We start from the raw sequence: 12278 nt of genomic DNA, 5'->3' as shown, positions 1-12278 counted from the left end.
AGCGCCGCATCACACCCATCCGACGAGAACTGGCAATGGGCTGTGCGCTAGTCTCACAACGTTTCAGCTTGCCCGATGTGTGGACCGAAAGGGAACCTGTGGGTTCGAATACGCGCCAGCCAAGAAGTCTTCGCCGTACGAGGCGAATTGCCCTTGGCTTGGGGACGATTGCGATTGCGGCAGTCCTGTCCGGCTGCACCGCCAACGAGGCGTTCTTCTTTGACATGCCAGAACCGGCAACCAAGGAAGCGCCGATAATCCAGAACCTATGGCAGGGCTCATGGATTGCCGCCTGGTTGGTCGGTTTGTTCACGTGGGGACTCATGATCTTCGCGGCAGTTGCCTATCGCCGCAAGAAGCGCGCCGGCGCTCCGGCGCAGACCAAATACAACATGCCGATCGAGATCCTCTACACCGTCGTGCCGTTGGTCATGATTCTTGGGCTGTTCTGGTTCACCGCCAAGGATCAAAGCGAACTTCTCACCCTGAAGAACGATCAGGAGCAGACAGTCGGCGTGGTTGCCTACCGCTGGAGCTGGGGCTTCAACTACCTGGATCAAGACGTCTGGGAGACCGGTATGCCCCAGGGCGAGGGCACCACAGCGGCTCCGCCCACTCTCTGGCTGCCGATCAACGAGAAGGTCCGCTTCAATCTCAACTCACCTGACGTCATCCATTCCTTCTGGGTCCCGAACTTCCTGTTCAAGATGGACGTCATCCCTGGCAAGACCAATGCCTTTGAACTGACTCCGAACCGGCTGGGCACTTTCGATGGCAAGTGCGCGGAGCTGTGCGGAGTGGATCACTCGCGCATGCTCTTCTCCGTGAAGGTGGTCGACAAGGCGACCTTTGACGCGCACATGGCCGAATTGAGGGCCAAGGGTCAGACCGGGACGTTCAACACCGAACCATTCAGCAACCAAGGCCAGATGCCAGGGGAGAAGACGGTATGACGATTCTGAGTGAGCGGCCCGTCGATGCAGAGGCCCTGGAGTCGGTCAAGCCCAAGAAGGCCTTCGGCTCAGTCGTGGTCTCCTGGATCACCTCAACAGACCACAAGGTCATCGGCTACATGTATCTGATCCTGTCGACCTTCTGGTTCTTCGCAGCCGGCGCGATGGCGCTGGTGATGCGCGCCGAACTCGCAGCCCCGGGCCTGCAGGTCGTTTCTCTGGAGCAGTACAACCAGCTCTTCACGATGCACGGCACCGTCATGCTGTTCCTGTTTGCGACCCCGCTCTTCATCGCCTACGGCAACATCATCATGCCGCTGCAGATCGGTGCCCCCGACGTTGCCTTCCCGCGCTTGAACATGCTCGGCTTCTGGCTGTTCCTGTTCGGCGGCTTGATTGCCGCTGGAGGCTTCCTGACTCCTGGTGGTGCTGCTGCATTCGGCTGGTTCGCCTACGCGCCACTCAGCAATGCCGTGTACTCACCAGAGATTGGCGGCAGCATGTGGCTGCTGGGACTGGCAATGGGTGGCCTGGGCACCATCTTGGGCGCGGTCAACTTCATCACCACCATCTACTGCATGCGGGCACCTGGCATGACCATGTTCCGTATGCCGATCTTCACCTGGACAGTGCTGGCCACCAGCGTGCTGGTACTGCTGTGCTTCCCGGTGCTTGCCGCCGCCTTGGCCATGGCGTTCATCGACCGTCAGTACGGTTCCGAGGTATTTGCTGCGGAGAACGGCGGAGCCATGCTCTGGCAGCATCTGTTCTGGTTCTTTGGGCATCCCGAGGTGTACATCCTTGCCTTGCCCTTCTTCGGCATCGCCAGCGAGATCATCCCGGTCTTCTCACGCAAGCCGATCTTCGGCTACAAGGGTCTGGTCTTCGCGACCCTTGCCATCGCTGCCCTCTCGATGGCCGTCTGGGCCCACCACCTGTACGTCACTGGCTCGGTATATCTACCGTTCTTTGCCATCATGACCATGCTCATCGCTGTGCCCACCGGCGTGAAGTTCTTCAACTGGATTGGCACCATGTGGAAGGGCTCGGTGCAGTTCGACACACCGATGCTGTGGACCATGGGCTTCTTGGTGACCTTCCTCTTCGGGGGCCTGACCGGCATCATCCTCTCGGCACCGCCGCTGGACTTCCACGTCTCGGACAGCTACTTCATCGTCGCGCACTTCCACTACACCGTGTTCGGCACGGTTGTGTTCATGTTCTTCGCAGGGCTGTACTACTGGTGGCCCAAGATGACCGGGAAGATGCTCAACGAGACTCTGGGCAAGATCCACTTCTGGCTGCTGTTCATTGGATTCCAGGCCACCTTCTTGGTGCAGCACTGGCTTGGCGTGCAGGGCATGCCGCGGCGGTACGGTGACTATCTGCCTGCAGACGACTTCGGGACCCTGAACCTCATCTCGAGCCTGGGTGCAGCAGTCCTTGGTCTCTCATCGATCTTCTTCATCTGGAATGTCATCTCCACCACTCGCTCTGCTCCAAAGGTGACCAGTGATGATCCTTGGGGCTGGGGAAGTTCACTGGAGTGGGCCACGTCGTGCCCACCACCTCGGCACAACTTCTTGGCGCTCCCCCCGATCCGCTCCGAGCGACCGGCATTTGATTTGCACTACCCCGAGTTATCCGAGACGCCGACTTCGATGTCCGCGCCAGCCGTGGGGAGCGCTCACTAGTGAAGATCGAAGGACTCCTCTTTGCTGTTGGCTGCGTTTTCTTTCTGCTGATCGCAGCTATCTATTGGTTTGTCTCGAACGACCCGATCGGCACCACAGCGCTTGTGCTGTGCGGCGGGCTCGCCTTCCTTGTGGGCTTCTATTTGCTGTACACGGCAAAGCGCGTGTACCCGCGCCCTGAGGATCGTGGTGATGCCAACATTGACGAAGCTGACCCCGAGTACGGCTTCTTCAGCCCCAACTCCTGGTGGCCTCTTGTCGTGGGATTCGCAGCCTTCTGCACAGTCTTGGGCTTGGTGTTTGCTGTCTGGCTGATCGCATTTGGTGCCTTTCTTCTGGTGATCGCTCTTATTGGCTGGCTCTTTGAGTACTACCGCCGCGACTTCGCGCACTAGGAACAGCACTTCGAACATTGAGCGGTGATCATTTGGGATCACCGCTCTTGTTTCTTCAGATCAGCTCAGCGCTTGTGATGGGATAGCCCGGTGTCCCAGGACGAGCTCATCGTCGCCAACGCGCGTAGCTGGCGCAGCTGGCTGAAGAGGTATGGCACCAGGCAGGACGCCGTCTGGCTGGTGCTGGCCAAGAAGGGTGTCACAGACCCGACTGAGCTCACCTACGACCAGGCTCTTGAAGAGGCCCTCTGCTATGGCTGGATTGACGGTCAGAAGGCATCGCGAGACGAGCACACGTTCAAGCAGCGATTCACCCCTCGGCGTCCGAAGAGTCCTTGGTCGGCGCGCAATGTGGCGATTGTCGGCAGACTCATCGAGGAGGGGCGCATGACCGCTCAAGGTCTGGCGAAGATGGAGCAAGCCAAGGCCGATGGCCGCTGGGAGCAGGCCTACGGCGGGCAGGCCACCATGCAGGTCCCTGCTGATCTCGAGGCGGCCTTGAGCGTGGATGCTCAGGCAAGTGCGATGTTTGAAATCCTGACCAAGCAGAATCGATACGCGATCATGTTTGGCATTGATTCAGCCAAGCGTGCGGACACCCGCGCGCGCAGAATCGAGCAATTCGTGGCCATGCTTGCTCGCGGCGAGACGATCTACCCACAGAAGCGGCGGTTGTCGCCATAAGTACACGTGCTTCCCTAGCCCATTAGTTTAGGCTAGCCTAAGTTTGACGGAGTGGGCGAAGCCGCAGTGCCGAGCACTTCGTCAAGGCGGCGCAAAGACTGTGAAGGGGGCAGCCGTGATCGTGTGCCATTGCCGTGGGGTCAGTGGCCGACGTCTGCATAAAGCAATCGATCACGGATGCACCACGCTGGCGCAAGTGTGCCGAGAGTCAGGGGCAGGCAATGACTGCGGAACATGTGTGCCAACCATCAAAGAGATGCTTGAGAAGACCTTGAGTAGTGTTGCCGCACAAGCCCAACAGGAAGGAGTGCCCAACAATGCAACCGCGCAGCCCACGCATAGTTGAACTGCTGAACGAGGCACTCACGTACGAGTTGAGCATCACCAACACCTACTTCCTGCACGGGCGCATGCTCGATGCCTGGGGACTACCGCGATTGGGGCAGACGTTCTACAAGCGCTCAATCGATGAGATGAAGGATGCGGATGCTCTGATTCAGCGCATCCTGTTGTTTGAAGGCCATCCCAATCTTCAAAAGCTGCTGCCGATTCGCGTTGGGGAATCTGCAATGGAGATTCTTGACCTCGGACTGGCCTCTGAGATATTGGCTGTCACGCAGTTCAATGACGCAGCGCAGGAATGCCGCGATCTCGGAGACCATGCAACCGCCTCGATCTTTGTTGAGATGGCACGCGACGAAGAGACTCATGCCGATTGGTTTGAAGCGCAGTTGCAGGCCATCGCCAACGTGGGCATCGAGAACTACCTTGCAGAAATGGTCGACCTCAACTAGATCGAGCGGAGTGAAGCTTCGGCGTTCAGCGTGAACCGCGCGGAGTCCACTTGAAGAACACCAAGGCCAGGATCGCGCCGAGCACTACCCAGATCGCCAGTACCAACGCGCATTTCCCAAGTTCCCAATCTCCAGCCACCTCGGCGAATTTCGCACTGTCCGGCAGGAAGACATATCGCATGGCCTGAGTCAGCCATTTCAGCGGAAATATTGATGCGAAATTCTGCATCCAGGTAGGCAGTTGGTTGAAGGCGAAGAACACCCCAGAGGTGAACTGCAGAATCAGCACGACTGGTGTCACCACTGCGGAAGCCCCGCGGCCGTGCTTGGGAATCACCGAGTACGCAATGCCTAGCAGTGTGCACGAGATGAGCCCCAAAATGCTCACCCAGACAAACACGAACCACTTGCTCGAAGTGTTGGGAATCTCGATGTCAAAGAACAGCACGCCTACGGCAATAAGGATGGTGACTTGGGCGACGTAGGCAACGAAGACCATGCCGATCTTGCCGATGAAATAGGAGCTCTTGGGCATCGGCGTGCCTTGCAGGCGCTTGAGCGTGCCGTCCTCACGCTCAAGCGGAATGGAGATCGCCAGGTTTTGAAATGACGTGTACAGGATGCCCGAGGCGATCATGCCCGCGACGAAGTACTGCGCGAACGTGATGCTCGTGCCCTCGATGAACTGTCCGCCGAAAACTGAGCCGAAGATGACCAGCAACAGCACAGGCAATGCGAAGTTGAACACCGCGGATTCACGATCACGAAAGAACTGCTTGAGCTCTACCGTTGCACGCTTACGGCCGATAGTCAGCGTGAGGTTCGCCTGATTGCTCACCGCGTATCTCCATTGGCCAGATCGCCGTCGATGAGTTCCAGATAGGTGTCCTCCAACGAAGGTCGTCGAATCGCTAGATCTGGTACTTCACCACCGAAACTCTCACCGAGTTCGCGCACCCAACTCGTTGGCTCCGCTGTCACGTGTGTGTGCCTCTGGCCATCTTGGATCCAACTCACAATCGCCTCGCCGGTACTGCGATTGCGCAGACTGGCGGGGGTATCGCAGGCAATGATCCGACCGCGAGCGATGACTGCGACTCGATCGGCCAGGCGTTCGGCCTCATCGAGGTAGTGGGTCGTGAGCAAGATGGTGGTGCCATCGGCTTTGAGACCGTCGATGAGGTCCCAGAATTCTCGTCGAGCCTCAGGATCAAATCCAGTTGTTGGCTCATCAAGGAAAAGCAGTTCCGGATTTCCGATGATGCCCAGAGCGACGTCGAGTCTTCTGCGTTGACCACCAGAGAGCTTGTCGTTGCGCGACTTGGACTTCTCCGTGAGCCCCACTGATTCGATGACGTCGACTGGACTCCTGGGATTGGGGTAGTAGTGCGAAAAGTGCTCAACCGCCTCGATAACGGTGAGGTCGCCTAGATCCCGAACGCTCTGCAAGACAATGCCAATACGCGACTTCCACTGCGATGACGCCTTGTTGGGATCTTGTCCCAGCACTTCGACACTGCCCGAGTCCGCAGGAAAGTAGCCCTCAAGGATCTCCGTGGTCGTGGTCTTGCCTGCCCCATTTGGCCCGAGCATTGCCAGGCATTCGCCTTGGGCCACGTCAAAGCTGATTCCATTGACTGCTTGCACCGAGCCAAAGGCCTTGCTCAAACTCTCAACCCGGATCGCGGACATGGCTGCATCCTGCCAGCAAGTTGCATGGTTTTCACGTGAGAAAAGACGAGGTCCCCTGCGCGAGCAGGGGACCTCGTCCTGGATCTGGTAGGACAGCCTTGGCTATTCCTTGCGCTCGGCCAACTGCTCCGCGTTGCTCTCGGGCATTCCTGGGTGATGGAGCACGCCACCGTGGAACTGACGGATCTCGTCAGCGTCTTCGTAACTCGCGAGTGGCGCCTCAAGCGCAGCATCGTGAGCAACATGCGCTTGACCAGCTTCGATTTCTGCTGGGCTGGGAAGTGGGATGTTCTCGCCGTAGAAGAAGTGGCTGAGCTTTGAGCGCAGGTTCTGCTTGCGGAACTGCTTGTTCTTGACGCCATCGATATCGGCCTTGGGCGGCACGTGCTGGGGAGCGATATCGATCTTGCTGGTGATGACGGCCATGTCCTTGATGGACAGTGGCTCGTGCGCCTCGATGAACTCACCGTGTGGCAGACGCAGCACTCGACCAGTCTCGTATCCGTGCAGCAGCTTGTCGCGGTCGCGGCGTTGCAGGCCCAGACAGATACGACGAGTGATGACGAAGACCAGTGGTGGAATCAAGAACAGCGTGATGCGCAGGAACCAGATGATCGCGTTGATCGAGACGCCGAAGGCTGAGGCGATGATGTCGTTGCCGCCACCAACGAACAGCAGCAGGTAGAAGGCGATTGACATCGCACCGAGCGCAGTACGCGTCGGGGCATTGCGCGGACGCTCCAGCAGGTGATGTTCGCTCTTGTCTCCCGTGAGCCAGGCCTCGATGAAGGGGTAGGCGCCAAGGACAGTGAAAAGGATTCCGGGCAGGATCAACGCTGGTATCAGGATGTTCCACGACAGAGTGAACCCAGCGAGGGTTGTCTCCCAGTTGGGCATCAGACGCAAAGCGCCGTCAAGGAAGCCGATATACCAGTCTGGCTGGGATCCGGCACTGACTTGATCAGGGGTATAGGGACCAAATATCCAGATCGGGTTGATGCTGATCAGACCACCGATCAGGGTGATGATGCCGAAGACAATGAAGAAGAAGCCGCCAGCCTTGGCCATGTAGACCGGCATCAACGGGTAGCCGACGACGTTGTCGTTGGTGCGGCCCGGTCCGGGGAACTGGGTGTGCTTCTGGGTGAACACCATGATCAAGTGCAGGGTCACCAGGGCAAGGATCAGCCCGGGTATCAGCAGGATGTGTATGGCATACAGCCTTGATATGAAGTCAGTGCCCGGAAACTCACCGCCAAAGAGCAGGAATGCTGCCCAGGTACCGATGACAGGAATTGCCTGCACGATGCCGCGGGCGATCTGCAGGCCAGTGCCTGAGAGGAGATCGTCTGGCAGTGAGTAGCCAGAGAATCCGGCAAGCAGGCCCATCGTCACCAGGACGACGCCGATGATCCAGTTGAATTCACGTGGCTTGCGGAAGGCGCCAGTGAAGAAGACCCGGAACATATGCACGGTCATGGATGCAACAAAGATCAGGGCGGCCCAGTGGTGCATCTGGCGGATCAGCAGGCCGCCGCGCACGTCGAATGAGATATCCAGTGTTGAGGCATAAGCCTCGGACATCTGGACACCCTTGAGTGGGACGTATGAGCCGTTGTAGACGACCTCAATCATGGATGGCTTGAAGAACAGTGTCAGGTAGACGCCAGTCAGCAAGACGACGATGAAGGAGTACAGGGCGATCTCACCGAGCATGAACGACCAGTGGTCGGGAAAGACCTTGCCGAGGTTGCGTGACAGGAACTTGTTGCTGCCCAGACGCTGATCGACATAGGTGGCAGTGCCCGCCCCGGCCTTTTCCACTGGACTGATGGTGGTCATGATGAGCGCTCCCAGAAGCTTGGTCCGACGGGCTGAGAGAAGTCGTCCAGGGCAATCAGGTAGCCCTCGCTGTCAACTCCGATTGGCAGCTGCGGCATGTCGCGAGCGGCTGGCCCGAAGACGACTCTGCCGGAGTTGGCAAGGTCGAAGGTGGACTGATGGCATGGGCACAGCAGGTGATGTGTCCGTTGCTCATACAGCGCGATCGGGCAGCCCACATGGGTGCAGATCTTGGAGTAGGCCAAAATGCCCTGGTAGTCCCACCCGTCACCTTGCTGGCTGACGATCTCATCGGGTTCCATGCGAACCAAAATGATGGCCGCCTTGCCGCGTGCATTGAGGTTTCCCTCTAGGTGCTGCACTTCCTCCAGGCTTGCTGGAACCGCGCTGACAAGTCCACCGACCGGCAGATCCTCAGGGCGAACTGGAAGGTACGTGGCATCGGTGACGATGCGCTCACCCTTCTTCCAGATGGTGGTGGAAAGGATCTCGGCTGGACTCATGGTCCCGCTCTCCGGAGATGACCACAGATCGCGCAGCATGATCACCAGCGGAATTGGGAACAGTGCCATCGCACCGATCATCGTGCGCCGAATCATCTTGTAGCGAGCAAAGCCGGACTCTTCCTTGCCACGCTCGTAGTTCGCAGCTGCCTCGGCAGTATCACTTGCGGGAGAGACCATCTCATGGCGCATCTGCACGACTTCAACATCGGGCATCAGTTTCTTGGCCCACTGGATGGCTCCGGCGCCAATCAACAAGACCGAAAGGCCGAAGGTCAGACCCAGAACGAAGGTGCTTGCGCCCACCTCGCCGAAGACCGGGATGTAGATGTTGGTCGATTTGTCGATGCCGATGAAGGCCACCACGAACGCAACGACCAGAAGGATCGAAAGCAGGAACATGAAGCTGATCTGTCGCTCGACACGCTTGGCGGCCTTGGGGTCGGTATCGGCCACCCGCAGTACGTGCGGGACATCGGCAACTGGCGAATGTCCGAGCTTGGTGGGCTCAGATCCATGTCCACTGTGTGGGGTGAGATCAGTCATCGCGCCTTAATTCCGATCCATACGGCTGCACCGATGAGCGCAGCGAACACTGCTGTCCACAAGAACAGTCCTTCAGTCACTGGACCAAGGCGGCCAAGATCAAGGCCTCCTGGGCTTGAAGCAGTCTGAAGATTGGCGACGTAGGCCATGATCGCCTGCTTGTCCTTGGCCGGCAGAGTTGCGGTGCTGAATATCGGCATGCTCTGCGGGCCGGTGGCCATTGCCTCCCACATCTGCTGTGGAGTGGCACCCATCAGATTGGGGGCGTACTTTCCTTGAGTGAGCGCGCCGCCTTGGCCTGCTGCTTGATGGCACTGGGCACAGTTGGTGCGAAAGAGCACGCCGCCTTGGGCAACATCAGCGTTGGAGAAGTCGAGGTCCTCGGCCGTGGGAATCGCTGGGCCAGGGGCCAGCGAGGCGACATAGGCCGCGAGCGCAGCGATCTGATCTTCGGTGTAGATCGGGTCCTTGGGAACTGCCTGCGCACCCGGTGCTGCCATAGGCATGCGACCAGTGCTGACCTGGAAGTTCGCTGCTGCAGCACCGACGCCGATGAGCGTCGGCCCATTCTCAGTGCCCTGCGCTTCCATGCCATGGCAAGAAGAGCAGCCAGCGAGGTAGAGGCGCTTGCCCTCTTCGACCTGTGTCTGCGAGCCGACTGTTGCTTGAGCTGGCTGCACATTGGCAATTGCTGCGTAGCCGCCACCCACCGCGATCAGCGCGAAGAGCAACAGGCCAATTGCAACAAGTGGGTTGCGCCGCCGTGCGGCCAGGAACTTCACTCGTTCGGACCTTCCTTGTTCGTGGACTGAATGCGGAATTACTTGAGGATGTAGATCATGAAGAACAGGGCTATCCAGACGACATCGACGAAGTGCCAGTAATAGGAGACAACGACTGCGCGCGTGGCCTGATCGTGAGTAAAGCGCTTGGCGATGTAGGTCGTTGCCAAGACAAACAGGAAGGCGACCAGGCCGCCAAGTACGTGCAGACCGTGGAAGCCGGTGGTCAAGTAGAAGGCGCTGCCATATGCGTTGGAGGACAGGGTGAGTCCTTCGCGAACCAGCTCGGTGTATTCAGTGATCTGACCGGCGACGAAGAAGGCGCCCATCAGGAAGGTGATGATGAACCAGCGGCGCAGGCCCTTGACATCTCCACGCTCTGCTGCGAAGACGCCCAACTGGCAGGTCACCGAGGAAAGCACCAGCACCGTGGTGTTCACACTGGCAAAGGGAATGTTGAGCAGTGCAGTCTCATTGGCCCAAAGCTCAGGATTCACCGCCCGCAAGGTGAAGTACATGGCGAACAATGCAGCGAAGAACATGAGCTCGCTGGACAGCCACACAATGGTGCCGATGGCGACCATGTTGGGGCGAGCCGCCGGGGCGTGAGCGTACGCAGAGGGGACAGAAGTCGTGGTTGCCACGGGAGGGAGTCTGGCAGATGCGCGGCCGTTCTGTGCCCTGACCCCCCTTAGGGATTCGTCACATTTTTCTCGGCGGCCCTGAGGTGTTCCCAGTTGAGGTTCGGACTACAGTGCGCGTGTGACTTCAGCCTCATCTGCAGCCCCGCTTCGGGTGCTCGTGTATAGCGATGACCGCACTGTGCGAAGCGATGTGCTGCTCGCCCTTGGCAAGCGACCAGTGCCCGGATTGCCCGAAGTGACCTATCTTGAAGTGGCAACTGAGCCCGCCCTGGTCGCGGCAGCAGATGCCGGTGGCATTGATCTGTTCATCCTTGATGGTGAGGCTGTGCCAGCCGGTGGCATGGGAATGGCTCGCCAATTGAAGGACGAGATCTACCAGTGCCCACCGATCCTGGTGCTGATCGCCCGGCAGCAGGATGCCTGGTTGGCCACCTGGTCTCGCGCTGACGCGGTTGCTGCGCACCCCATCAATGCCATTGATCTGGCAATTCGGGTTGGTTCGCTGCTGCAGCGCCGGGTTGCTGCCCGAGCAAGCTGAACCATGGCGGAGAACACCTGGCCCCAGGTGCTGCGCACCCTGATTTCTCGCTCCGAGCTCTCCAATGAGCAGAGTTCATGGGCCATGCAGCAGATGCTCGCCGGCGAGGCGACTGACGCTCAGATTGCTGCCTTTGTCGTTGCCCTGCGCGCCAAGGGCGAAACAGCAGCAGAGGTCCAAGCACTCGTTGCAACGATGGCGCTGCATGCCAACACCTTCACCACAGCACGCCCAGCCATTGACATTGTGGGCACGGGTGGGGATCAAGCCAACACAGTGAACATCTCAACCATGACCGCATTGGTGGTTGCCGCCTGTGGGAATCCGGTGGCCAAGCACGGCAATCGGGCCGCATCCTCACAGACCGGCACTGCTGATGTCTTGGAAGAACTCGGTGTCGTCATTGAGCTGTCTCCAGAACTGGTACGTCAATGCGTTGATGAAGTCGGGATTGGCTTTGCCTTTGCTCCGCGCCACCACCCGGCGATGCGCCACGTTGGAGCAGTGCGCCGCGAGCTCGGCGTTCCAACGGTCTTCAACATCCTGGGGCCGCTGTCCAACCCGGCCGGTGCAGCCGCGATGCTCGTCGGCGTTGCTGATGCGCAGCGCGCGCCGGTCATTGCCGAAGTCCTGAAATCGCGGGGAGTCCGCGCTTTGGTGGTCCGCGGCGACGATGGCTTGGACGAGATCTCCACGACGACAAGCTCCACCATCTGGGATGCCACCGGCGATTCAGTTGAGCAGGTGTCATTCGATCCGCGATCGGTGGGTCTGGTGCCTGTCGAACCTGCGCTCCTGGTCGGTGGCGATCCAGTGCGCAACGCAGCATTGCTGCGCCAAGTCCTCGGGCTCACATCTGTTGACGCAACAGATGCCATGCGCATCGCCGCAATTGGCGATGTCGTGGCACTGAATGCTGCCGCTGCGCTGGTTGCCTATGACGCACTTTCAGATGGAGTGTCGACAGCGCCACTGCCGGAGCGCATCACTGCGCAGTTGGCACGAGCGCGGTTGGCCCTTGACTCGGGCGCTGCCGGTCAGGTGCTGAGTCATTGGGTCGCCTTCACCCAAGGCCTTGGAGAGAACCAGAACTAGGGGGGCACGTGACTCCACTGCCGTGTGAAGATCAACCAGTGCATGTGTTCGCCAGTCATCCGCCAGAGCCGCGCACTGGTGTGGAATTCGCTTAGCTCATCAGCAGTTTCCAAGCG

The 12278-nt window shown here is 59.1% G+C and carries 14 protein-coding genes; 8 read left to right on the top strand and 6 right to left on the bottom strand.

Annotation, left to right across the window (positions count from 1 at the left end; genetic code table 11):
- Positions 1–98: 98 nt before the first annotated feature.
- The 6 genes from coxB to bfr all read left to right on the top strand — a co-directional run bounded on the left by coxB (position 99) and on the right by bfr (position 4520).
- Entirely contained in the window at positions 99–953 is an 855-nt protein-coding gene (coxB, locus tag Q8M73_10885) for a cytochrome c oxidase subunit II (protein MDP2289054.1), read from the top strand.
- On the top strand, positions 950–2647 hold the full coding sequence (gene ctaD / locus Q8M73_10880; protein MDP2289053.1) for a cytochrome c oxidase subunit I: 1698 nt from the start codon (positions 950–952) through the stop codon (positions 2645–2647). Before coxB ends, ctaD begins: the two co-directional genes overlap by 4 nt.
- Positions 2647–3042, top strand: a complete 396-nt coding sequence (locus tag Q8M73_10875; protein ID MDP2289052.1) for a cytochrome c oxidase subunit 4 — start codon at positions 2647–2649, stop codon at positions 3040–3042. Before ctaD ends, Q8M73_10875 begins: the two co-directional genes overlap by 1 nt.
- Positions 3043–3132: 90 nt before the next feature.
- Positions 3133–3726, top strand: coding sequence for a YdeI/OmpD-associated family protein (locus Q8M73_10870; GenBank protein MDP2289051.1), 594 nt, complete (start codon positions 3133–3135; stop codon positions 3724–3726).
- A 121-nt stretch (positions 3727–3847) separates the two neighbouring features.
- The gene (locus Q8M73_10865; protein MDP2289050.1) at positions 3848–4072 is read left to right on the top strand and encodes a (2Fe-2S)-binding protein; all 225 of its coding nucleotides are present in this window, start codon (positions 3848–3850) and stop codon (positions 4070–4072) included.
- The gene (bfr, locus tag Q8M73_10860) at positions 4044–4520 is read left to right on the top strand and encodes a bacterioferritin (protein MDP2289049.1); all 477 of its coding nucleotides are present in this window, start codon (positions 4044–4046) and stop codon (positions 4518–4520) included. The genes Q8M73_10865 and bfr overlap by 29 nt, the downstream gene beginning before the upstream one ends.
- A 25-nt stretch (positions 4521–4545) precedes the next feature.
- On the opposite strand, the gene Q8M73_10855 is transcribed toward bfr, so the two are convergent.
- From Q8M73_10855 to Q8M73_10830, 6 genes are all read right to left on the bottom strand, one after another.
- The gene (locus tag Q8M73_10855; protein MDP2289048.1) at positions 4546–5358 is read right to left on the bottom strand and encodes an ABC transporter permease; all 813 of its coding nucleotides are present in this window, start codon (positions 5356–5358) and stop codon (positions 4546–4548) included.
- A complete protein-coding gene (locus Q8M73_10850) occupies positions 5355–6212 on the bottom strand; it encodes an ABC transporter ATP-binding protein (protein ID MDP2289047.1) in 858 nt (285 codons plus the stop codon). Before Q8M73_10850 ends, Q8M73_10855 begins: the two co-directional genes overlap by 4 nt.
- A gap of 102 nt (positions 6213–6314) precedes the next feature.
- On the bottom strand, positions 6315–8054 hold the full coding sequence (locus Q8M73_10845) for a ubiquinol-cytochrome c reductase cytochrome b subunit (GenBank protein ID MDP2289046.1): 1740 nt from the start codon (positions 8052–8054) through the stop codon (positions 6315–6317).
- Complete coding sequence (locus Q8M73_10840; GenBank protein ID MDP2289045.1) at positions 8051–9103, bottom strand: Rieske 2Fe-2S domain-containing protein; 1053 nt, start codon at positions 9101–9103, stop codon at positions 8051–8053. The genes Q8M73_10845 and Q8M73_10840 overlap by 4 nt, the downstream gene beginning before the upstream one ends.
- Positions 9100–9885: a c-type cytochrome gene (locus Q8M73_10835; GenBank protein ID MDP2289044.1), complete on the bottom strand. Its 786-nt coding sequence runs from the start codon at positions 9883–9885 to the stop codon at positions 9100–9102. The genes Q8M73_10840 and Q8M73_10835 overlap by 4 nt, the downstream gene beginning before the upstream one ends.
- A gap of 38 nt (positions 9886–9923) precedes the next feature.
- A complete protein-coding gene (locus Q8M73_10830; GenBank protein ID MDP2289043.1) occupies positions 9924–10529 on the bottom strand; it encodes a heme-copper oxidase subunit III in 606 nt (201 codons plus the stop codon).
- 118 nt (positions 10530–10647) lie between these two features.
- On the opposite strand from Q8M73_10830, the gene Q8M73_10825 reads away from it, so the two are divergent.
- Together Q8M73_10825 and trpD are read left to right on the top strand one after the other, a co-directional pair.
- Positions 10648–11067 (top strand): hypothetical protein, encoded by a 420-nt coding sequence (locus Q8M73_10825; GenBank protein ID MDP2289042.1) that lies wholly within the window; start codon positions 10648–10650, stop codon positions 11065–11067.
- Positions 11068–11070: 3 nt separating this feature from the next.
- A complete protein-coding gene (trpD, locus tag Q8M73_10820) occupies positions 11071–12162 on the top strand; it encodes an anthranilate phosphoribosyltransferase (GenBank protein MDP2289041.1) in 1092 nt (363 codons plus the stop codon).
- Positions 12163–12278 lie beyond the last annotated feature (116 nt).

Source organism: Actinomycetota bacterium, assembly GCA_030684515.1.
In the GTDB taxonomy this organism is placed as follows: domain Bacteria; phylum Actinomycetota; class Actinomycetes; order S36-B12; family S36-B12; genus UBA11398.
The sequence above is the reverse complement of the archived record's forward strand: the minus strand, read 5'-3'. Positions and strand labels throughout refer to the sequence as shown.

Bases quoted from the DNA above. Each gene is read 5' to 3' on its own strand.
- Q8M73_10840 (MDP2289045.1), bottom strand. From the start codon at position 9,103: ATGACTGATCTCACCCCACACAGTGGACATGGATCTGAGCCCACCAAG.
- trpD (MDP2289041.1), top strand. From the start codon at position 11,071: ATGGCGGAGAACACCTGGCCCCAGGTGCTGCGCACCCTGATTTCTCGC.
- bfr (MDP2289049.1), top strand. From the start codon at position 4,044: ATGCAACCGCGCAGCCCACGCATAGTTGAACTGCTGAACGAGGCACTC.
- ctaD (MDP2289053.1), top strand. From the start codon at position 950: ATGACGATTCTGAGTGAGCGGCCCGTCGATGCAGAGGCCCTGGAGTCG.
- Q8M73_10850 (MDP2289047.1), bottom strand. From the start codon at position 6,212: ATGTCCGCGATCCGGGTTGAGAGTTTGAGCAAGGCCTTTGGCTCGGTG.
- Q8M73_10845 (MDP2289046.1), bottom strand. From the start codon at position 8,054: ATGACCACCATCAGTCCAGTGGAAAAGGCCGGGGCGGGCACTGCCACC.